The organism is Halomonas sp. LC1, from assembly GCF_030247125.1.
In the GTDB taxonomy this organism is placed as follows: domain Bacteria; phylum Pseudomonadota; class Gammaproteobacteria; order Pseudomonadales; family Halomonadaceae; genus Vreelandella.
In genome coordinates, this window is record NZ_JASSPG010000006.1 from 272,884 (window position 1) to 295,058 (window position 22,175).

Sequence of the window (22,175 nt, forward strand, 5' to 3'; positions counted from 1 at the left end):
GCCCACTGCCAGGCTCTATAACGAAGCAAAGAGTGCCAGGAAAATACGAGCACCATGAGTGCCAAGCTAGATGGGGGCTGGATGTATATAGGATTCAACGTCCCTTTCTATTCGTCTACTCACGGGCTTTCTCGGCAGAGGCAAGATGAAAGTGGAGCACATTGAAAGCTTGCACGCTCATCATGCCGCGGCGCGTAGCGAACGGTGGGGATAAAATGAGAGCGCTGGCGGGGGCCGCCAGCGCTCAAGGAGGGGTATCTCATGGAAAAAATGAGTGAGATTAGTGAGACAGCATCTCATCGACAATCTCTTCACCACTGAGCGATGAAGCGTAGTAGGTTGGCCAATTGGTCACTTCCTACAACAGCGCCTCACGATCATCTCCCCAGTAAAGGTGGTAGTGGTGTGCATCCGTCGGATAGATGCTGTGGTCGCTGAACTGAAGGTAGCGAGGGAGTGCGTCATCGGCTTCTTCTGCGAGTTCGAAGATGAAGCGAACGCCTCGGTTGCCGGCTTCGTAATTTAGAATCTCGTAGCCATCGTAGTGGTAGTCGCCGGTCATCGGCTCGCCGTTGGTAAAGAAGGTGACGCTGCTTCCATCGATGACGATCCGCTCTACATCAGTCGCGTAACCGGTATCGTAGTACGCTTTGTACTCCTCGGCGCTTTTGTCTCCCTTCTCAGCTTTATGGGCGAAAACAGGGTCTAACGTGCCGTCCAACAAATAAGGATAAACGGACTGCCAGTCGCCTTCCCAATCGGTAAGCGGGCGATCGGCAATTTGGTCATCGTCAAAGTAGCCCGCATAGATATCGTTATCATGCGAATGGTCATGGTCATGGTCATGGTCATGGTCATGAGCGTTGCTGTGGCTATGGTCATGATCATGACTATGGTCGTGATTATGGTCATTGGCCTGGGTGACTTGAGCGCAGGTCAGTAGTGCAATACTGAAGGCCAGCGTGCTGATTTTCGGGTTAGCAAGTACAAACATCACTCATTCTCCATGTTGGCGGTATTTGATTATGTTATAACATATCTTTTAATGGTTTCAATAGAGCGGTATCAATGATCTAGGGCCATCGTTTGTTTACGTTGGGAATGTGTCCACTGGGTTTAGATCTGGCTCAACAACTTACCTAGCGTTTCCATCCCCCGTTCGCTGCGCTGGGTCCAGGGGTGGCCATAGCTCAAGCGAATGCAGTGGCGAAACTGTTGGGTCGCGGAGAAAATGGGGCCTGGCGCGAGGCTAACGCCATGGTCGAGCGCTGTGCGAAACAGCTGCAGCGAATCCACGTGATCGGGAAACTCCACCCAAAGGAAATAGCCGCCTGCAGGTCGGGTGATGCGCGTATGCGCTGGGAAGTAGCGATCTGCCGCCGCCAGCATACTGGTTTGTTGGGCTTCTAAGGCATGGCGAAGCTTGCGCAAATGGCGGTCGTAGCCACCGTGTTGTAAGTAGTCAGCAATGGCGGCCTGGGCGGGGATAGAGGGGGAAATGGTGGTCATTAGTTTTAGCCGCGAGATCTCCTGGGCATAACGGCCGCCCGCTACCCAGCCCACCCGATAGCCGGGTGCCAAGCACTTCGAGAAAGAGCTGCAGTGAATCACCAAGCCCTCATCATCAAAGGCCTTAACGGGAGCGGGCGGCGTGCTGCCAAAATAGAGCTCGGCATACACGTCATCCTCTAGCATGGGCACTTGGTGCTGCTTTAATAACTGGTAAAGCACCTGTTTGCGCTCGTTGCTTAGGCTGGCGCCGATGGGGTTCTGCAGGTGGCTCATAAACCAGCAGGCTTTGATGGGCAGCGTCGCTAGTCGCTCTGCCAGCACGTCTAGGTCAATCCCTTCCCGAGGGTGAACCGGAATTTCCACCGCGCGCAGTTTGAGCCGTTCCAACACCTGCAGGCTGGCATAAAAAGCAGGCGACTCAACCGCGACCAGGTCCCCCGGCTGGGTCACGCACTGTAGGGCTAGATTAAGCGCCTCCATTGCGCCATTGGTAATCACCAGTTCGTCCATCGGCAGCTGAATACCGCCCAGCATGTAGCGCAGAGCAATCTGCCGGCACAGGTCGGTATGCCCGGTGGTCATATCGGCTACCACCTGTTGGGGCGAAAGCGCCCGCAACCCTCGCGTCATACTGATACTCAAGCGAGAGAGTGGAAACAGCTCAGGGCTCGGGAAAGCCGAGCCAAAAGGCACCGTTTGATCATCCTGCAGTGAGTCCAGCACCGAAAACACCAGCTCGCTGACCTTCACTTCCGCTGGGTCGGTGGGTTGTAGCGTGACGCGGGGTTCGTTGGTCAATCGCCGCGCATGTTCACGAACAAAGTAGCCCGAGCGCGCTCGTGCACTGATAAGCCCCTGGTTTTCCAGTAAGTAGTACGCCTGAAACACCGTCGAGGGGCTAATGCCGTGATGGCGGCTCGCTTGGCGCACTGACGGAATGCGCTCGCCTGGGCCCAGTACGCCTTGGCGAATCAGCGTTGCTATCTCATCGGCAAACTGTTCATAGCGTTTCATGGCATAAACCTGCAGGTGCTTGGCGCGGGTGCTTAGTGGGATCAACAGAATCGATACTCTCAATCAAAAGCATATCAAAACTGATACGGCTTTTTTCTCTAAAACTGCATCTGTTTTAGTGGTTGGCTGGGAGAGCATAGTAGCGGCTCATTCGGTGACGCCCCTCGACCGTATAGATCGCCACTCCCTCTTTTCTGGATATCGGTATGACGCAACGCATTCCTCTGCAAGACCTAACCACCGATGCAGCCGTTGAACACCATTCGCCTCAGGCTCAATCTACTAATCGCTCGCCATCCACGTCTGGGCATATCTATGTGCGAGAAATACAGGGCTTTTTTCAGCGCATAAGGCGTTATTCCAACTGGCTGCTAATAGCGCTTTATGTGGGCTTGCCATGGCTTCAGTGGGGAGACCGCCCCATGGTGTGGTTTGACCTCTCTGCCCAGAAGTTTCATCTCTTCGCAGCGACGTTTTATCCCCAAGACTTTATTCTACTGACCTGGATTTTGGTGCTGTGCGCGTTTGGTCTGTTTTTGATCACGGTGGTGGCGGGGCGAGTGTGGTGTGGCTATAGCTGTCCGCAAAGTGTATGGACGTTTTTGTTTATTTGGTTCGAGCACCGCCTGGAGGGGCCAAGGCACCGTCGGATACGTCGCGACAACGCATCTAACACGCTGGGGTCGTTATGGCGAAAAGGCGCTAAACATACCGCTTGGCTACTGATTGCGTGGGTAACGGGCGTCACCTTCGTGGGCTATTTTACGCCGGTGGGTGGGCTCGTGAGGGATCTATTCAGCCTAGAGGCGCACCCTTGGGCGCTTTTTTGGATCGGTTTTTTTACTCTGTTTACCTACCTGAACGCTGGCTGGTTGCGCCATCAGGTGTGTCTGCACATGTGCCCCTATGCACGCTTTCAGTCGGCCATGTTTGATAGCCATACGCTGATGGTTTCTTACGATCCCGCCCGTGGTGAGCCCCGTCGTGGCCATCGCAAAGAGGTTGCGGAAGCGGCTGCTGGGGACTGTATTGATTGCGAACTGTGCGTTCAGGTGTGCCCCACGGGGATCGATATTCGTGATGGCCTGCAGTATGAGTGTATTGGCTGCGCGGCGTGTATCGATGCCTGCGATAGCGTGATGGCGCGTATCGATAAGCCGCTGGGCCTGATTCGCTACACTACCGAGCGCGCGCTAGAGGGCAAACCTACGCGGTTTTGGCGTCCTCAGCTGTTGGCCTATACGGTGGCGCTGCTTTCTATGGTGGTTTTGTTGATCAGTTTTTTGAATGCCCGAGTGCCTATTGATGTAGACATTGCCCGAGATCGTCAGGCGCTGTTTGAAAGCACGGCCGAGGGGCGCATTATCAACTACTACACCGTGACGCTGCGCAATCAAGATACGAAGGAACACCAATACGCGCTATCCGCCACCGGTTTGCCCGGCCTGCGTTTACAAGGGGCTGACACATTCGTCTTGGCCGCTAATGAAACGAGGCAGTTACGCGTGGCGCTCAATGTTGACGCGTCAGCGCTGACCCAGCCGAGCCACCCGGTGTTGCTGTACATTGTTGCGTTAGATGAGCCTTCAATCTCCTCTAACATTGAAACGCGGTTTTTGGGATCGACCCGTCAGTAAGAGTGAGAATAAGTAGATGTGAGGATAAGTAGGAATGAGGATAGATAAATGCTAACTGTGCTGATTTTTTTGATGATATTCGTGGGTGTAACAGCCGCTTGGTACCAGATTTACCAAATGCACTTCAATATCAATACGCCTAACGATGTGAAGCTTTCGGGTCATAAAAGTAGGCAGTTGGATACGCTCACGGCCGCTAAGCAAACGTCGTCGGATGAGGCCGATGCGTCACGCTTTGAAGAGGCAGCAACGCGCATCTTTGGGCGTGGATTTAACATAGACGCCCTACGCATTGCGTTTTCTCAGGAGGGGCGAGAGGCCTATGGGCTGCCGCTTCTGCGACATCAGAGAAAACTCACTCGTAACCCGTCGCATCAAGCAGGAGAGGGCGGTATTCGCATTCGCCATCTGCGGCTGCTTAAGACGCGCTTGCCGTCTATCAACGTCAGGAGTGCGTTCATCCTGGCGGTGATCGCGAACTGTGGGTTGGTTCAGCTACTGGCGGCGATGAGCGTGTATACCATTCACTACTCAGTCGACGTATCGGCGTTCGCGTGGGTCAATCAGCCGGCGATGATCCTATCGGCGATATGGGGCGTGGTGGTCTTGAATGTCCTGATCTTCAAGCTGGATGCCTATCTTCATGATCTTTATCAGGTAAGAGAGTTGAATCAGCGGGCGCCCCTATTCCGCTAACGACATAAGATGCATAAAAACGACAACGCCGCCCAGTGGGCGGCGTTGTGGGTGGTGCAGAGCGCTTAGATCAGCGATTCCAGGCAGGATTCGATGATATCCAGGCCTTCGTTCAGCACGTCGTCTTCGATGGTGACCGGCATCAAAAAGCGAATGGTGTTGCCGTACATACCGCAGGACAGCAGGATCAGGCCCTCTTCGCGGGCTTTCTTGCACAGGGCTGCCGCCAGTTCCGGGTTCGGCGTGCGGTCGGTTTTGTTGTTGACCAGCTCAAACGCCGCCATCGCGCCCATGTTGCGCACGTGGTCGATGCAATCAAACTTGCCCTGCCACTCGTTGAAGCGCGCGGCCAGTTTTTCGCCAAGTGCCTGGCTCTTCTCGAGGATGTTCTCCTCTTCGAAGACGTCCATTACCGCCAGCGCCGCCGCACAGGCGGTGGGGCTGCCGGTGTAGGTGCCGCCTAGGGAGTTCGGGCCAGAGGCGTCCATGATGGTGTCGGTGCCGACGACGGCAGAGATCGGCATGCCGTCGGCCATACTCTTGGCCATGGTCATCATGTCCGGTTCCACGCCGCTGTGCTCGATGGCGAACATCTTGCCGGTACGGCCAAAGCCCGACTGCACTTCGTCGATGATCATCAGCATGCCGTGTTCATCGCAAATCTCACGGATCTTTTCGAGGAAGCTCTTCGGCGCGGGATAAAAACCGCCTTCACCCAGCACCGGCTCAAGAATGATCGCAGCGGTGTCTTTCGGGTTCGCGTCGGTTTTCAGCGCCATTTTCAGGCCGCGAATCGCTTCGTCTTCGCTGACGCCGTGGTAAGGCACGGGGTAGGGCGCACGGAAGACGGTGCCCGGCATTGGGCCGAAATCGGTTTGGTAAGGGGCAACCTTGCCGTTCATCGCCATGGTGTAGAAAGTACGGCCGTGGTAGCCGCCATCGAAACAGATGACATTAGAGCGACCGGTAGCGGCGCGGGCGATCTTCACCGCATTTTCCAGCGCTTCAGCACCGGAGTTCGCCAGCATGACTTTGGCGTGACCACGTACAGGGACGATGTGGCTCAGCTTCTCGGCCACTTTGACGTAGCCTTCATAGGGCATGACCGTTTGGCAGGTGTGCATCACCTTATCCAACTGGGCTTTCACGGCTGCCACGACTTTCGGGTGACGATGCCCTACGTTCAAGACGCCGATGCCGCCAGCGAAGTCGATAAAGCGGTTGCCGTCGGCGTCCCAGATCTCAGCGTTTTCGGCGCGATCCGCAAAGGCGGTAGCGGGGCTTGCAGCGCCCGCAGCGACGTATTTCTGCTTTAGTTCGTTTAGCTCGGCATTGCTCATGACTCAGCTCCTTTAAGGATAGGGTGTTGCTTTAGCATAGTGCGCAATAGCGTTGATCACACTGATGACGATGCGATGACAATCCGGTTGCGCCCTGCTTGTTTCGCCTGGTACATCGCTTTATCCGCGCGATCAAGCATTCGAGTACTCGACGCTTCAATGTAACATGCGATGCCCGCCGATAGGGTCACGGTCAGCTCATGTTCGGTGTAAGGCGTTTGCTCGACCTTTTGGCGGATGCGCTCCATGGCAATATGCGCCGAATCCGCATCGACCTCCGGCATGATGATCAAAAACTCTTCGCCTCCCAGGCGGACCTGGAAGTCGGTTTCCCGCAGCTGTTGATTGACGACCCGGGTCAGCTCTTGGAGCACGCTGTCGCCGGTGCTGTGGCCGTAGGTATCGTTGATGTTCTTGAAGTCATCCAAATCGAACAGCACGATACTGAGCTGATTGCCGTAGCGGCGGCAGCGCTCTAGGGCTTCGTCCAGCTTGGCGAGCCCTTGGCGACGGTTGAGCAGCCCGGTGAGTTCGTCGTGGTGGGCCAAATATTCCAGGCGCTCGTTGGCTTGTTTCAAGCGCTCTTCGAGCTGCTTACGCTGGGTGATATCGACGATGAAGGTAACCTTGCGAGAAGCACCGTCGTCGCCCTCGATGCGGGCAGCTTCGGCGATGATGGTGCGGGTTTCGCCGTTTTTACAGCGCACTTCCCACTCTTGGCGAAGCTCATGGGTTTCATCGCCTTGAATGAAGTCATCGTGTAGCTGGCGCATGTGTGAGCGGTACGCTTCGGGCACCACGAGCGTGAAGTGCTGGCCGATCAGCTCCTCTTCCCGATAGCCGTAGAACTGGCAGTAGGCCGGATTGACCATCTCGAAATTCCCGTGAGGGTCGGTAATGCAGATGCCCAGTGGTGCGGTCTTGATCACGTTCTCCGTATTGCGTTTGGAACGGTTGACCAACTGGTAGAGATGGTCCGTGCTCATGCTTGTCATTCAGCTCTCCGTGCTTAGCTGGGCCTCTGACCGCAACGCTTCAAGCAGTGGTGTCAATTCGGTGCCCAGTTTGCCAATGGCGGGTTTGGCGTAGTAAAAGCCCTGCTGGCGAGTAATGCCCGCCCGGGCGAGCCATAGGGCTTCAGCGCGGGTCTCTACCCCTTCGGCAATTAGCGTCATGTCGAGTTCGGCGGCGAGCAAAATAATGGCATTGAGCAGTGCCTGGCGACGGGGATCATGGTCGCACTGCATGACCAGCTCGCGGTCGATTTTCAGCTTGTCCGGGGCGAGGTCGGTGAGCAGGTCCAGGTTGGCATAGCCGTTACCGAAGTCGTCGAGAGCCGTTTTAAACCCCATGGTGCGGTAAGCGTCGATGATATTGCACAGGTGCTGACGGTCGCGCACTCGCTCGGTTTCGGTAATCTCGAAAATCAGCTTGTCCATCGGCCAGCCTACCCGCTGGGAGACTTCCAGCGTGGCCTGAATGCACGCTTCTGGCTCGTAAACCGCGTTGGGCAGAAAGTTGATGGAGAGATCCGTGGTCATACCCAGCTCACTGGCGAGCTCGATGGCTTTGACGCGGCAAGCTTGATCGAAGCGGTAGAGCAGCTCATCGGTGACTTGAGAAATGACGCTCCAGGCAGACTCGCCATTGATCCCCCGCACCAAGGCTTCATGGGTGACCACGCGGGCCAGCCGAACATCGACGATGGGTTGGAACGCCATCGTGAAATCAAAAGGCAGTTCCCCTTCACAGCGTTTACACGTGCCGTTCACCCGTGCGCAGTTGCCCATAACGTCTCCTGAAGTGTTCGCTCGCGCTCGCTTGCGTGGCATAAATACCGCGCACTGATGTCGTCAAAAGCCTGAGTATGTGAGTGTTTTCTAAACAAATAGTGAAATAAGCCGTAGTCGCAGTCTAGCCGCTCATGCTCTTTCTGTATAGGTTTTGTATAGAGAACTATGGGCAGGGCTGGGGCGGATTCCCCAATGAAAAACGCCCCGCAGGGCGTTTGGAGAGCGGCGTGATGCCTTAAGCGGCCTAAATGATGCCTGCTTGACGCAGCGCCAGGCGCTGTTCATCGGTAATGCCGATGGCATCCAGTACGCTGTCCGTGTGTTCGCCCAGGGTTGGCGGTGCGGTACTGGCGCTGATCGATTCGCCGTTGATACGAATCGGGTTCGCCACCAAGTGCACTTCTCCCGCCTGACGATGGGGCAGCGTTTGCTTTATGCCTCGGGCTTTCACGTGGGGGTCGTCGAAGACGCGATCTAGGGTATTAATCGGCCCGCAGGGCACGCCCACCGCTTCAAATGCTGAGAGCCACGTATCCGTAGGCTGCGATGCTAAAGCGAGTTCTAACATTGGCACCAGCGTCTCGCGATGCTGCACACGGCTACCGTTGGTGGCAAAGCGTTCATCTTGCGCTAGCTGCGGTTGATCGATCACTAGGCAGAAGCGCTTGAACTGCTCGTCGTTGCCCACCGCCACAATCATATGGCCATCCGCCGTGGCAAACGCCTGGTAGGGCACGATATTGGGATGCGCGTTGCCCAACCGCTGAGGCACCTGACCGGAAGTCAGATAGTTCAGCGCCTGGTTCGCCAGCACGCCTACCTGAACATCCATCAGGGCCAAATCAATGTGGCAGCCTTCGCCGGTGTCGCGGCGCTGGTAGAGCGCGGCCAGCACTGCGTTGGCGGCATATAGGCCGGTAAAGATATCGGTAAAGGCCACGCCGCTTTTGACCGGGCCGCCACCGGGCTCACTATCTGGCTTGCCGGTCAGGCTCATGATGCCGCCCATGGCTTGAATCATGAAGTCATACCCCGCCCGGTGGGCGTAGGGGCTTTCCTGGCCAAAGCCGGTGATCGAGCAGTAGATAATGCCGGGGTTGAGCGCCTTTAAACTGGCGTAATCCAAGCCGTACTTCTTTAGCCCGCCGACTTTGAAGTTCTCCAGCACCACATCCGACTGAGCGGCGAGCTGTTTGATCAGCGCCTGGCCTTCGGGCTTGGCCATATCCACCGTCACCGAGCGCTTACCGCGATTGGCGCACAGATAGTACGCGGATTCAGCGCTGCCAGAGAGCCACGGAGGCCCCCAATGGCGCGTGTCATCGCCGCTTTGGGGGCGCTCGATTTTGATCACCTCGGCCCCCATGTCGGCCAGCATCTGCCCGCACCAGGGGCCTGCCAGTACCCGAGAGATATCGAGGACTTTAATGCCTGCCAGGGGCTTCGCGGCTGTGCTCATTGGGCGCCTCGTGAGTGGTGATCGATTCGTTAATATGCGTTAGTCGGTATGGATTAGAAGAAGGACTGAATGCCGGTTTGCGCGCGGCCCAGAATCAGGGCGTGCACATCGTGAGTGCCTTCGTAGGTATTCACCGACTCCAGGTTCACCATGTGGCGAATCACACCATACTCGTCCGACACGCCGTTACCGCCGTGCATGTCGCGGGCCACACGGGCAATATCCAGCGCTTTACCGCAGTTGTTGCGCTTGATCAGTGAGATCATTTCCGGTGCCCAGTTGCCGCTGTCCATCAGGCGACCCACCTGCAGGGCGGCTTGCAGCCCCAGGGTGATCTCCGTCTGCATATCGGCCAGCTTCTTCTGGATGAGCTGGTTGGCGGCGAGCGGGCGGCCAAACTGCTTGCGGTCCAGAGTGTATTGGCGGGCGGCGTGCCAGCAGAATTCAGCGGTGCCCATCACGCCCCAGGCAATACCGTAGCGCGCTTTGTTCAAGCAGCCGAAGGGGCCTTTCAGGCCGCTAACGTTGGGCAGCAGGTTCTCTTCGGGAACGAAGGCGTTGTCCAGCACGATCTCGCCGGTGATCGAGGCACGCAGCGATACTTTGCCTTCGATTTTGGGCGTGGAGAAGCCTTCGGTGCCGCGCTCAACAATAAAGCCTTTAATCTGGTTGTCGTGGGCGGCAGATTTCGCCCATACCACGGCAATATCGGCAATCGGGCTGTTGGTGATCCACATTTTCGCGCCGGTCAGGCGGTAGCCGCCATCGACCTTTTCCGCGCGGGTGATCATGGAGCCCGGGTCGGAGCCGTGGTCGGGTTCGGTCAGGCCAAAGCAGCCGACCATCTCGCCGCTGGCAAGCTTGGGCAGGTACTTATGCTTCTGCTCTTCAGAGCCGTAGGCTTCAATGGGGTACATCACCAGCGACGATTGCACGCTCATGGCAGAACGGTAGCCGGAATCGACACGCTCTACTTCGCGGGCAATCAGGCCGTAAGCCACGTGGTTCACGCCTGCACCGCCGTACTCCGGGGAAACTGTCGCGCCCAAGAGGCCCAGCTCGCCCATCTCGTTCATGATCTGACGATCAAAACGCTCTTCACGGAAGGCGCTGAGCACGCGTGGCTGTAGATTTTCCTGGCAATAGTCGTGAGCCGCATCGCGGATCTGGCGCTCTTCGTCGGTGAGCTGGCTTTCCAGCAGTAGCGGGTCGTCCCAGTTGAAGCGTGTCATGGCGTGAACTCCGAATAGTGATCTTGTTGCGTTCAATGTATCGCCGTTATTTAAAAATTTCTACATTTTTTTAAAACGCAGAATTTAATTAATGCCCCGCGCTTGGAGCACCCGGGTAATGATCGGCACCGGCGTCATGAGGTGGTCACGCATCAGGCTGGCGGCTTGCTCGGCGTTGCGCGCCAAAATCAAGTCGACCAGAGCGGCATGCTCCTGGCGTTTGGTGTCAAGGGCTTGGGGCGACATCACGGTCTCTTGCAGCCATAAGTGGCGGTAACGCTCTACCTGATCGAAGAGGGTATCGCGCATTTGCAGCAGGTGCGGCGAGTTACAGCCGCTGGCGATGGCGGTGTGGAATGCTTTGTGGCGTAAATCCCAGCCGTCCAGTAGCTCATCGGGGGAACTGACCTCGGTCACCTTGGCCAACCGGTGGGCAGTAGCCAGCACGTTAGCTTCCCAGTCGTCATCGCCGCGCTCGATCGCCAAGCGCAAAATCAGCCCTTCTAACTGGGCGCGGGCATCGTAGATATCGTTCAGCTCGGCCAGCGACATCGCCGCCACTCGATAGCCGCGCTGGCTAATGGCGATCACTAAATGGTCGGCCACTAGTTGGGAAAGCGCTTCGCGCAGCGGCCCCGTGCTCACTCCGTAATACGCTTTTAAGCGGCTCATTAAGAGCTTCTCTTCAGGCGCGTAGCGGCCGCGAATAATGTCGTGCTTAAGCGCTTGGTAGGCGCTAATCGCGAGGTTTTGGCGCGGCGCATCGTGCTCCATAAGAACTCCTTAGACCAAGGTTCGTTAGACCAATGTAGGGGCGTGGCGATCAACGTGAATTAACGGCTATTATCAATAAATTTTGAAAATTTGGCACAGGTAACGACATTCATGTGGGATTTCATCATTGTCGGTGGCGGTATTTTAGGCTTCTCCACCGCCATGCAGCTGCAACAGGCCTACCCGGATAAGCGCCTGCTGGTGGTCGAGAAAGAGTCGGGGGCGGCCCAACACCAAACCGGCCACAATAGCGGGGTAATTCATGCGGGGGTGTACTACACGCCGGGCAGCCTGAAAGCGAAGTTTTGCCTGGAGGGCAACCGCGCCACGCGTGAGTTTTGCGACCAGCACGATGTGCGCTACGACATCTGCGGCAAACTGCTGGTAGCCACCAATGACCTTGAAAAGCAGCGCATGAAAGCATTGTGGGAGCGCACCGCCGCCAACGGGCTGGAGCGTGAGTGGCTGGAAGCCGATGCGCTCAAAGAGCGCGAGCCCAATATCACCGGCGTGGCGGGCATTTTCGTGCCCTCCAGCGGCATCGTGAACTACGCCGAGGTCGCCCGTGCCATGGCGGCGGAATTCGAACGCTTGGGTGGTGAGATCCGCTTTGATCACTGCGTGACTGGCCTTGAAGAGCGCACCGATGAGGTGGTGGTGACCACCCAACAAGACACCTTCACGGGGCGCTATCTCGTCACCTGTTCTGGCCTGATGGCGGATCGAGTCATTCGCATGCTGGGCAAAGACCCTGGCTTTACGATCTGCCCGTTTCGTGGGGAGTATTATCTGCTACCCGAGCACCACAACCAGATCGTGAACCACCTGATTTACCCGATTCCTGACCCCGCTATGCCGTTCTTGGGCGTTCACTTGACGCGGATGATCGATGGCACGGTGACCGTAGGCCCCAACGCGGTGCTAGCGCTGAAGCGCGAGGGTTACCGTAAGCAGGATATGTCGCTAAGCGATATGGGACAGATGTTCACCCATCCCGGTATTTTGAAGGTGCTGGGTAAGCACTTGAAACCAGGGCTGTTCGAAATGAAAAACTCGCTCTATAAGCGCGGCTATCTGGAACTGGTGCGCAAGTATTGCCCTAGCTTAACGCTTGACGACCTAACGCCTTACCCAGCTGGGGTGCGCGCTCAGGCGGTCTCCAACGACGGCAAGCTGGTGGACGATTTTCTGTTTGTGAATACAAAACGTACGGTGAACGTGGGCAACGCCCCGTCGCCGGCGGCGACCTCGGCACTGCCGATTGGTGCTCATATCGTGGAGCAGGTCAACACCCTGGTGAACTAAGCTGAGCGTGTGGCCTGTATTAGCATCCCACGCACTAGCCGTGCTAACTTCTTGGCACCGCCCCGGGCAGCCGTAACGGCGAGTCGGGGCTGGGGCTTCACACCTCCTTTACGTCAACCATACCTATAAGTCCAAGCAGGACGGAGGAAACGCTCATGCGAACTCTAAAATATACCGTAGCCGCATCCATGCTAGCCGTGGCGCTGCCCGCTAGCGCACAGCAACTCTCGATTGCCACCGGTGGTACCGGCGGCGTGTACTACCCCATCGGCGGCGGCTTTGCCGAAATGATCAACAACCACATCGACGGTGCCCAGGCCACGGCCGAAGTGACCGGTGCCTCCGTGGAAAACATGGGCCTGATCATGCGTGGCGATGCCGACATGGCGTTGGCGCTGGCCGATACGGTCTACCAAGCCTACACCGGTACCGGCGATTTCGAAGGCCGCCAGATCGAGAACACCCGTGCGCTGGCGTCGGTATACCCGAATGCCGTGCAGCTCGTCACCTTGGCAGAGTCTGACATCGAAAGCATCGCGGATCTGGCTGGAAAGCGCGTGTCGGTCGGCGCACCGGGTAGCGGTACCGAGCTGAACGCCCGTGCCCTGCTGGAAGCCAATGGCGTGAGCTACGAAGACTTTACCCCCCAGCGTTTGAACTTCAACGAAACCGCCGATGCGATCCGTGATGGCGACATCGACGCCGGTTTCTGGAGCGTTGGACCGCCCACCAGTTCTATCCTCAACCTTGCCGCGACACGCGATATACGCCTCATTGGCCTGTCGGATGAAGAGATCGCCAACGCACAAGAAGCCGAAGCCGTCTTCGCCCCTTACGAGCTGGCCGCCGGTATGTACGACGGCATGTACGAAGCGGTGCAGACCATCGGTATTCCCAACGTGCTGGTCGTCAACTCTGACATGGATGAAGAGTTGGCCTACCAACTGACCCAGCTTCTGTTTGAAAACACCGATGAGCTGATTGCCGTTCACCCGGCGGCTAACGACACCACCATCGAGTTCACCATGAACTCAACACCGGTGCCGCTGCACCCGGGTGCGATTCGCTACTTCGAAGAAGTCGGCGCCGAGATCCCGGACCGTCTGCGCCCTTAATCCATTAGGAGCCGTGCCATGCAGTGGCAACGACGACTGATGGCGCTCTTACTGGTGGGTGGTTTGTTCGCCGAAGCGGGGGCCTCCCTCGCTTCGGCGACTGCGTCTAAGCGCTTGACGGTGGTGACCGAGCAGGGCGACACGCTAGTGGATGCAGCCGCGCCAGAGGGCAGCCGCTGGTGCATCCAGTGGCAGCACTCTGTCGAACACTTCACGGTGTTGGACTGCTACCGCAACGCGGCCGGTACGCTGCTGCTCGAGCGCAGCCATCAACCGGATTTTGCCGCAGGGCTTGGACATATCTTTGGGCGTGGTGAGCAGGTATCCGACGGTGAGGGCGGTTACTGGATCAACGCGATCAACGAACCGGTGGCGAACAACCGCTACGTGCTGCGGGTAGGCTCCGAGGCCGTCAACCACCGTGTCATGTGGCCAGATGGCGAGCATCCCACCGTGAGCTTGAGCGAGCGGGCCGCCGGTCAGCGCGTCACGATTGCTTTGTCATCGCCCTAACTCCTGCGTCGCTTGCCAGCTATGTGCGCTTATCGATGTCACGTTTCATAAAAATTAAGTGGGTGTTAACCCCCTAAGTTAGCTAACGCATCCGAGGACTTCATGAACGAATCCACGCCACCGCCGACTGTGATGCCGGGCGGCAATGCGATTCAACCCCGCTTCGTTTTATGGTGTATCACCATCGTGGCGGTGGGACTCTCGCTCTTCCAACTCTACTCGGCGGGGATTCAGCCGCTGGGCCTGTTCTATCAGCGCAGTATTCACCTGGCGCTGATCATGCTGCTGGCATTTTTGATGTTTCCGGCCTTCGGGCCTAACCGAAAGCGCGGCATTCTGGGCTGGGGCATCGACCTCGTCTTCTTTGCCGGGGCGCTGATCACCGGCGGCTACCTGGTACTCAACCTCGATGCCATCTTCAGTCGCGCCGGGTTCTGGAACCAGACCGATATCTTGGTCGCGTGTATTGCCACGGTCACCGTGCTGGAAGCCAGCCGCCGCGCGGTGGGCTTTGGTATGACGGTGATTGGCCTGTTGGCCATTATCTACGCCTTTGCTGGCCCCCGGGGGGAGCTGCCTTGGCTGGGCGAGTGGATGCCCGGCATCATGGAACATCGTGGGTATAGCCTCGACCGCGTAGCGGGCCAGCTTTACCTTGGCCAAGAGGGCATTTTCGGCCTGCCGCTGGGAGTGGCGGCCACCTATATCTTTATTTTCGTGCTCTTCGGCGCCTTTCTGGAAAGCACCGGTGCCGGTAAATTCTTTATCGATATGGCCTATGCCGCCACCGGGCGTCAGCGCGGCGGCCCGGCGAAAGCCGCCGTGCTGGCCTCGGCGGGCATGGGCTCCATTTCGGGGAGCGCCATTGCCAACGTGGTGACCACCGGCGCGTTTACCATTCCCCTGATGAAGAAGCTGGGTTACCAGCCCAAACAGGCGGGGGGTATCGAAGCGGCGGCCTCTACCGGCGGGCAAATCATGCCGCCGCTGATGGGTGCTGGCGCGTTTTTAATCGCGGAATATACCAACACGCCGTACCTGGAAATTGTCAAAATCAGTATCCTCCCGGCGATCATGTACTTCGCGACGGTCTATCTCTTCGTGCATATCATCGCCTTGAAGCAGGGCATGCAGGGCATGGCCAAGAGCGAGTTGCCGCAAATGCGTCAGGTTATGAAGGATGGCTGGCACTTCCTGCTTCCGCTGGCGGTACTGGTGTGGCTGCTGGCCATGAGCATGTCACCCATGCGGGTGGGCTACTACGCAGTCGTCACCATGGTGGCGGTGGCCGTTTTGCGCTACGCGCTGTGGTACTTCTTCGTGGCACCCAAACAGGGCGAGCCGGTCACGGTCGAACGCACCAAAGCGGTCGTATGGGCAGGCCTGGTGAAGCTGGTACAGGGGTTGGAGCTGGGCGCGCGCAATGCCGTCGCGGTTTCCATGGCCTGTGCGGTGGCGGGTATCATCGTCGGCGTGGTCGGTTTGACCGGGCTGGGGCTGAAGTTCTCCTCCATGATGCTGGCGTTCTCCGGCGGTAATCTGGTACTCGCGCTGCTGCTAGTGCTGATTGCGAGTTTGATTCTAGGCATGGGCCTGCCGGTGACCGCGAGCTATATCGTGCTGATCGTTCTCGTCGGACCGGCGCTTACCTCGGAGTTCGGCGTGCCGCTGTTGATCGCGCACCTGGTGGTGTTCTGGTACTCCCAGGACTCCAACGTCACGCCGCCCATTGCGCTCGCGGGGTTTGCCGGGGCGGCCATTGCGGGCAGTAAACCCATGGAGACGGGCTTCCAGGCGTGGAAGTTTGCCAAAGGGCTCTATTTGATTCCGCTGTTCATGGTCTTCAATCCGGAAATCATCATCGGCGGGCCGGTGCTCGTGGTGGTCTGGAACGCGGTCATCGCGCTGCTGGCGCTCTGTGCGTTTGCGGCTTCGCTAGAGGGGTATTTGTTCACCCGCATGTCTTGGCTGCCGCGCCTGGCCATTGGCGGTGCGATCGTCGGTGTGTTCTACCCGAGTCTCTGGACCGAAATAGCAGGGGTCGCCGTGATGATCGTCGCCATCGCGGCCAACTGGCAGGCGAGCAAGCGGGAGACACCACCGGTTGCCGGTTGAGTGTGCCGAGTAGACAAGCAGCACCAAAAAAGCCCGGGAACGTCAGTTCCCGGGCTTTTCGTGTCAAAGGCTCACCCGTGGGGTAACCGATGGTTGGTGCTTTAGAAGATCGACTCTGCCGTGCCTGACCCCTGCGAGCCGCTGGCCTCTTCCAGCTCCTGGCTGATACGGCGCGGCTGGAAGTCGGGCAGATGATCCTGGTGGAACAGCTCCGAGATGCCGCCAGACTGGTCATCGTGCAGGCGACGGCCGGTATTCGGGTCCACCCGCGCGGTGACGATGGTATCGGGACGCTCTGGCAGCGCAGAGGGCGTCCCTTCCAGCGCATCGCCCATGAAGTCGATCCAGATCGGCAGTGCTGCATTCGCGCCGTACTCGGCAATGGTGTCGTTGCTGTCTTTACCGACCCACACCGTCGTTACGAGGTTGCTGTTGAAACCGGCAAACCAGGCATCCCGCTGGCTGTTAGTCGTCCCGGTTTTACCGACGATGTCGTCACGGTTCAGGCTTAGCGCTGCCCGGCCCGTGCCCGATGTGATGACGTCGCGCAGCATGTCACGCAGGATGTACACCGCTGCGGGGTCAGCGACGCGGGGCGCGATAGGGTAGCTCTTCCCATCGATTTCGACGGTTTCCTGGTCCTCGGCACAGTTCACGCAGGCCACCTGCGGCGTGGCTTCGTCGATGACTTCGTTATCGTCATCACGAGTGACGCGCTCAATAAACCAAGGCGCGACCTGGAAGCCACCGTTGGCGATCACCGCGTAGGCGTTGGTCATCTCCATGGGCGTGAGGCTGGCGCTCCCCAGAGCCAGTGACAGGCCGCGGGGGAGGCGCTCAGGCGCAAAGCCAAAGCCTTCGAGGTACTGAATGGTGTGGTCGAGCCCCATGGTTTGCAGAACGCGAATGGTGACGAGGTTACGTGAACGCGCAAGCGCCGGGCGCAGGCGCATCGGCCCTTGGAAGTCGCGGCTGGAGTTCACCGGACGCCACAGCGAATCGCTGCCGTCGTCCAGCACCACCGGCGCGTCATTGACCACACTGGCAGCGTTCATTTCGCCATCCTGTAGCGCGGCGAGGTAGATGAACGGCTTGAAGATCGAGCCGGACTGGCGCTGGGCCTGAACGGCACGGTTGAACTTACTGGCGTTGAAATCAAAACCGCCTTGAAGCGCCAGAATCGCGCCGGTGCGCGGGTCTTGCGCCACCAGCGAACCTTCGGCATCCGGGCGCTGAGAGAGACGCAGCGTGCCGTCGTCGGTTTCGATGACACGAACCATATCGCCACGTTCGGCAATCTGCGCTGCGCTGCTTGGCTCGGCCCCGCGGCTACGCGGGCTCAAATAGGGGCGCGCCCAGTTCAGGCCGCTCCACGGAATGGTTTGCAGCTCGCCGCCACGGGTCAGTACCTGCATCTCGCGGCCACTGCTCTCTACTACGATGGCGGGTTGCAGCAGGCCGTAGTTAGGCGTGCGCTCCAGTACCTGTAGCCAGTTGCTCACATCGCCATCCACACCTTCGACTTCGGTTTGGCTGCGTTGGGCAGCCTGACGTGCGGTTTGGCGAATTTCCGGCGACTCGGACAGCTCCTCTTCCAGGCCCTGGGTATTGGTCTGCTCTTGGGCTTCTACCAAGCTGGGCGCGATGTCTTCCTGCTCGGCACCGCGCCAACCGTGGCGCAGGTCGTACTCGATCAGACCGTTGGCCAGCGCTTGGCGGGCAAAGGGCTGAAGTTCGCTGTCGATGGTGGTGTAAATACGGTAGCCGCCGGTATAGGCGGTGTCGCCAAAGCGCTCGATGGCGTACTGGCGAGCCATCTCTGCCACGTAGGCGGCATCCACTTCGGTTTGCGTGTAGTGACGGCGCGCGGTGACCGGCGCCTGCACGGCATTCTGGTAGGTATCGTTATCGATATAGCCAAGCTCGCGCATACGGAACAGGATCCAGTTGCGACGGATCAGTGAGCGCTCGGAGTTGGCCAGCGGGTTGAACGCGGAGGGTGCTTTGGGCAGCCCGGCAATCATTGCCGTCTCTGCCAGACTCAGCTCGGCCAGCGGCTTGTCGTAATAGGTCTCGGCGGCGGCAGCAATCCCGTAGGCGCGGTTACCTAGGAAGATTTTGTTGACGTAAAGCTCGAAGATCTCCTCTTTATCGAGGATTTGTTCCATTTGCAGGGCCAGCAGAATCTCGCGAATCTTACGCGTGAAAGTCTGATCCAGGGTCAGCATGTAGTTACGCGCGACCTGCATGGTGATGGTAGAGCCACCCGATTGAATGGTGCCGCCGCTCTGTACCAGCTCGACCGCCGCCCGCGCTAGGCCGCGCGGGTCGACACCGGCGTGGTCGAAGTAGCTGGCATCTTCGGCGGCGATCAGCGCGTTGATCATGTCTTGGGGAATGTCGTCGAAGTCGATCGCCATGCGGCGCTCTTCACCGAATTCGCCGATCAGCTTGCCATCGTTGGTAAAGATTCGCAGCGGCGTGTGCAGTTCGAAATCCTGCAGCTGGCGCACGTCGGGCAGGCCCGGCGAGAAATAGATAGCGGCACCGATCACCGCCAGTATGACCGCACCCGAGAGCGCAACGACCAGCGAAAATAGTGACAGCACAAGAGTTCGTAAAAACGTCATGAACAGTGGGCACCCGTGAAAAGAAGAGTAGGTATGGTGGTGTAACCGCCATAGCGCGCAATTGGCTGCCATTATAGGAAGGGGAGGCAGCGGCCACCAGTGTTGATATGACGTAGAGGCATTGGCGTGTGCCTTAACTAAAAATCATGTAACCTCGAAACTCGCACGACAGGCAGGCGGAGCCGAACTCAACATGCGCTTACTAAAACCCAGTAAAGGGTTGATTGGTGTCGATATTACGTCGGCCACCGTCAAGCTACTCGAACTCAAACGGTGTAACGACAACTATCAGGTCGAGAGCTATGCCGTGCGTCCGCTGCGCGAGGGCGCGGTGGTCGAACGCCGCATTCGTGATATGAACGATGTTGCCAACGTGCTGAGTCGTGCCGTCGAGCATGCCAAACCGTCTACGCGTAAGGCGGCCGTGGCCGTTCCGGCCAGCGCCGCCATTACCAAGACGCTCCAGTTTCCCGTGTCGCTGAGCGAAGACGAAATCGAGGAGCGGATCATCGCCGAGTCTGACCGGCATATTCCGTTTCCGTTCAGCGAGGTGGCGTTCGACTTTCACTGCCTTGGGCCCGCGCCCTTCGATGACGAGCAGCAGCAAGTCATTCTGGTCGCCTGCCGCCAGCAGGACGTGTCGCAGCTCACTGAAACCTTGGAGCGGGCAGGGCTAGAGCCCGCGGCGGTAGACGTGGAAACCTTCGCCATGGAGCGTTCGCTGGCCGAGCTGCGCCGCCAGCTCAACGTAGACAGCGACCCCAACGCCTGCGTCGGGCTGGTGGATATCGGCGCGAACATGAACGCCTTTCACGTGGTGCGTGGTGGCCATATCGTCTACAGCCGCGATACCGTGTTTGGCGGCCGCCAGCTCACCGACGCTATTCGCGATCACTACTCCTTGAGCAACGAAGAGGCCGGCTTTGCGAAAAAGCGCGGTGGACTGCCAGAGGATTACCACGACAAAGTGCTCAATCCGTTTCTGGAGACCGTCGTGCAGCAGGTGGGACGCTCGCTGCAGCTTTACTATACCGCTGGCCGCCAACACGAAGTGCAACACATCGTGCTAGCGGGCGGCTCCAGCGTCATTCCCGGCTTGGCCGAACGCATTGCCGAAGATAGCGGCATGTCGGTGACCATTGCCAACCCGTTCCAGCGGATGCGGGTCAACAAGCGCCTCAACATGGAAGGTCTGACCAACGATGCCCCTGCCATGCTCACCGCTGGGGGTTTAGCGATGAGGGTCGGGCTATGAGCATCACGATTAACCTGCTTCCCTGGCGGGAAGCGCGCCGGGAAAAGCGGACCCGCCGTTTTTACGGAGTCGTGGTGCTGATGCTGGTGGCGGGCATTGCCCTGGGCCTGGGGGTCGCCCAGCTCTACCAGCAAAAGCTAGCCGCCCAGCAGCAGCGTAATGCCTACATCACCCAGCACATCGAGCGCCTGAACAACGAAATTGCCGACGTACAGCGCTACCAGCAAACCGCCGAGCGCTTGGGTGAACAGTTAACGCTGTTTCAAACCCTGCAAGCCGAGCGGATCAGCACCGTGCAGCTTTTCAATGCTATCGCCGCGAGTGCGGTGGATGGCGTGGTGTATCAGCGCCTGACGCGCACCGGCGAGCAGGTGAGCGTATCGGCCATGGCAGGCAGCGAGCGTCAGGTCTCCGATCAGCTTCGTCAGCTCGCCAGCGTGCCAGAGCTTGGCGTGCCGCTCCTGTCGGAAGTCACCAGCGGGCAGGATGGCAACAGTCGCATGTTCCAGTTCGAAGTGGTGCAATCCTCGCTGGAAGAGCTCGGTGATGAGGAGGAGTCGCCATGAAGTGGGGGCGCGAGCGGTGGCAGGATGAGTGGCAGCGGCTGAAAACCCTGGATTGGCAGGCGCTGGATGTCAAAGAGGCGGGTGAATGGCCTGTGCTGCTCAAAGCACTGTGTGGTGCACTGGCGTTTGGCGTCGCCCTTGGCGGGCTGAGTTGGTGGTTGGTGAGCGAAAAGCGCGTCGAGCTGGAAGCAGCGCAGCGCCAAGAGGCGCGGCTTCTGAACGAGTACCGCAGCAAAGTTTCCGAAGCGGCGTTTTTGCCCGAAGTGCGCGACCAGCTCACCGCTCTCGAAGAGCAGATGGCCACCATGCGTTCCATGCTGCCCACCAGTGCCGAAATTCCCTCGTTGCTGGACAGTATTAGCGATGCGGCGTTGGATAATGACCTCAGTATCGAGACGATTCGCCTGCGTCCCACCGTGAGCAACACGCACTATGTAGAACACCCGCTGGATATTCAGGTGCGTGGCGGCTATCACGAGCTGGCGCAATTCGTGGCCGATATTAGCCAGCTAGCACGTATCGTGACCCAGCACGATGTCGCGCTCTCGCCTGCCGAGCAGAGCGGGGAGTCGCTGCGAATGTCGCTGGTGGCCCGCACCTATAGCTATATAGAAGAAGCAGACGAAGGGGAGGTGCCAGCCCCATGAGGCGTTTATTCAGCATTGGCATGGTGGCGCTGCTGGCAGGCTGTGGCGATGCCAACCTCAGCCAGCTAGAGTCGGTCATGGAGGAGATTCGTCGTGCCCCCACGGGGCAGCCGCCGGTCATCATTCCGACGATTCCCGAATACCAGCCGGTGGATTACCGCTATAGTGACACCCGCAGCCCCTTTCTGGCACCTGAGAGCGTGCGGGCGACCGACGTGGTTGCGGTCTTCGACAGCGCCTTGGCTCCCGACCAGCAGCGAAAGGCCGAGCCGCTCGAGCAGTTTCCGCTCCAAAGCCTGCGTTTAGTGGGCACGCTGCGCATGGGGGGGCAGCAGGTGGCGCTGATCAGCGCGCCGGACGGCAGCGTGACCAGCGTGCGTGAAGGCAATTATCTCGGCACCGACTACGGGCAGGTCACCGACATTCGCCCGCAGGAAGTGCACATCACCGAACGTATTTTAAATCAGCAGGTGGGTTGGCAGGAGCGTCAGGCAACGCTCAGCTTGGATGAGTAGCCAGCGCGCTCACGCCACCAGGCAACCCACTTCATGACTTGTTACCGGATGACACCT

18 protein-coding genes and 1 pseudogene are annotated in these 22,175 nt (G+C 58.5%); 10 read left to right on the forward strand and 9 right to left on the reverse strand.

Translation table 11 applies throughout. The features are described from left to right. Positions 1–280: 280 nt before the first annotated feature. Both QIT27_RS11835 and mapR read right to left on the reverse strand, forming a co-directional pair. Positions 281–994, reverse strand: a pseudogene (locus QIT27_RS11835) (metal-binding protein ZinT). A gap of 122 nt (positions 995–1,116) precedes the next feature. Then, positions 1,117–2,526: a GntR family transcriptional regulator MpaR gene (gene mapR, locus QIT27_RS11840; protein ID WP_285263932.1), complete on the reverse strand. Its 1,410-nt coding sequence runs from the start codon at positions 2,524–2,526 to the stop codon at positions 1,117–1,119. A 206-nt stretch (positions 2,527–2,732) separates the two neighbouring features. On the opposite strand from mapR, the gene ccoG reads away from it, so the two are divergent. Further along, positions 2,733–4,163: a cytochrome c oxidase accessory protein CcoG gene (gene ccoG, locus QIT27_RS11845; protein WP_285263933.1), complete on the forward strand. Its 1,431-nt coding sequence runs from the start codon at positions 2,733–2,735 to the stop codon at positions 4,161–4,163. Positions 4,164–4,211: 48 nt separating this feature from the next. Beyond that, complete coding sequence (locus QIT27_RS11850) at positions 4,212–4,859, forward strand: putative class I SAM-dependent methyltransferase (protein WP_285263934.1); 648 nt, start codon at positions 4,212–4,214, stop codon at positions 4,857–4,859. Positions 4,860–4,924: 65 nt separating this feature from the next. Here QIT27_RS11850 and gabT read toward each other — a convergent pair whose 3' ends face one another. The 6 genes from gabT to csiR all read right to left on the reverse strand — a co-directional run bounded on the left by gabT (position 4,925) and on the right by csiR (position 11,457). Continuing rightward, the gene (gene gabT, locus QIT27_RS11855) at positions 4,925–6,199 is read right to left on the reverse strand and encodes a 4-aminobutyrate--2-oxoglutarate transaminase (protein ID WP_159341225.1); all 1,275 of its coding nucleotides are present in this window, start codon (positions 6,197–6,199) and stop codon (positions 4,925–4,927) included. A gap of 56 nt (positions 6,200–6,255) precedes the next feature. Further along, a complete protein-coding gene (locus QIT27_RS11860; RefSeq protein WP_159341226.1) occupies positions 6,256–7,194 on the reverse strand; it encodes a sensor domain-containing diguanylate cyclase in 939 nt (312 codons plus the stop codon). Next, positions 7,195–7,989, reverse strand: coding sequence for an EAL domain-containing protein (locus QIT27_RS11865; RefSeq protein ID WP_159341227.1), 795 nt, complete (start codon positions 7,987–7,989; stop codon positions 7,195–7,197). It abuts the gene before it with no gap. 247 nt (positions 7,990–8,236) lie between these two features. Continuing rightward, positions 8,237–9,451 carry a CaiB/BaiF CoA transferase family protein gene (locus tag QIT27_RS11870; protein ID WP_285263935.1) on the reverse strand — a complete coding sequence of 405 codons (1,215 nt, stop codon included), beginning with the start codon at positions 9,449–9,451 and terminating at the stop codon, positions 8,237–8,239. A 53-nt stretch (positions 9,452–9,504) separates the two neighbouring features. Beyond that, on the reverse strand, positions 9,505–10,683 hold the full coding sequence (locus QIT27_RS11875; protein WP_153842145.1) for an acyl-CoA dehydrogenase: 1,179 nt from the start codon (positions 10,681–10,683) through the stop codon (positions 9,505–9,507). An 84-nt stretch (positions 10,684–10,767) separates the two neighbouring features. After that, positions 10,768–11,457 (reverse strand): DNA-binding transcriptional regulator CsiR, encoded by a 690-nt coding sequence (gene csiR, locus QIT27_RS11880; protein ID WP_285263936.1) that lies wholly within the window; start codon positions 11,455–11,457, stop codon positions 10,768–10,770. 111 nt (positions 11,458–11,568) lie between these two features. On the opposite strand from csiR, the gene lhgD reads away from it, so the two are divergent. From lhgD to QIT27_RS11900, 4 genes are all read left to right on the forward strand, one after another. Beyond that, positions 11,569–12,762: an L-2-hydroxyglutarate dehydrogenase gene (lhgD, locus tag QIT27_RS11885; protein WP_285263937.1), complete on the forward strand. Its 1,194-nt coding sequence runs from the start codon at positions 11,569–11,571 to the stop codon at positions 12,760–12,762. 155 nt (positions 12,763–12,917) lie between these two features. After that, positions 12,918–13,877, forward strand: a complete 960-nt coding sequence (locus QIT27_RS11890; protein WP_285263938.1) for a TAXI family TRAP transporter solute-binding subunit — start codon at positions 12,918–12,920, stop codon at positions 13,875–13,877. A gap of 18 nt (positions 13,878–13,895) precedes the next feature. Then, on the forward strand, positions 13,896–14,390 hold the full coding sequence (locus QIT27_RS11895; RefSeq protein WP_159341232.1) for a DUF1850 domain-containing protein: 495 nt from the start codon (positions 13,896–13,898) through the stop codon (positions 14,388–14,390). 102 nt (positions 14,391–14,492) lie between these two features. Continuing rightward, the gene (locus QIT27_RS11900; protein WP_285263939.1) at positions 14,493–16,505 is read left to right on the forward strand and encodes a TRAP transporter permease; all 2,013 of its coding nucleotides are present in this window, start codon (positions 14,493–14,495) and stop codon (positions 16,503–16,505) included. 101 nt (positions 16,506–16,606) lie between these two features. On the opposite strand, the gene QIT27_RS11905 is transcribed toward QIT27_RS11900, so the two are convergent. Beyond that, entirely contained in the window at positions 16,607–19,135 is a 2,529-nt protein-coding gene (locus QIT27_RS11905) for a penicillin-binding protein 1A (protein ID WP_285263940.1), read from the reverse strand. 193 nt (positions 19,136–19,328) lie between these two features. On the opposite strand from QIT27_RS11905, the gene pilM reads away from it, so the two are divergent. Genes pilM through QIT27_RS11925 form a run of 4 tightly spaced genes read left to right on the forward strand, consistent with a single transcriptional unit; the run spans position 19,329 to position 22,118 of the window. After that, on the forward strand, positions 19,329–20,390 hold the full coding sequence (gene pilM, locus QIT27_RS11910; protein ID WP_159341235.1) for a type IV pilus assembly protein PilM: 1,062 nt from the start codon (positions 19,329–19,331) through the stop codon (positions 20,388–20,390). Continuing rightward, positions 20,387–20,956: a PilN domain-containing protein gene (locus tag QIT27_RS11915; protein ID WP_159341236.1), complete on the forward strand. Its 570-nt coding sequence runs from the start codon at positions 20,387–20,389 to the stop codon at positions 20,954–20,956. The genes pilM and QIT27_RS11915 overlap by 4 nt, the downstream gene beginning before the upstream one ends. After that, complete coding sequence (locus QIT27_RS11920; protein ID WP_285263941.1) at positions 20,953–21,603, forward strand: type IV pilus inner membrane component PilO; 651 nt, start codon at positions 20,953–20,955, stop codon at positions 21,601–21,603. The genes QIT27_RS11915 and QIT27_RS11920 overlap by 4 nt, the downstream gene beginning before the upstream one ends. Continuing rightward, the gene (locus QIT27_RS11925) at positions 21,600–22,118 is read left to right on the forward strand and encodes a pilus assembly protein PilP (protein WP_285263942.1); all 519 of its coding nucleotides are present in this window, start codon (positions 21,600–21,602) and stop codon (positions 22,116–22,118) included. The genes QIT27_RS11920 and QIT27_RS11925 overlap by 4 nt, the downstream gene beginning before the upstream one ends. Positions 22,119–22,175 lie beyond the last annotated feature (57 nt).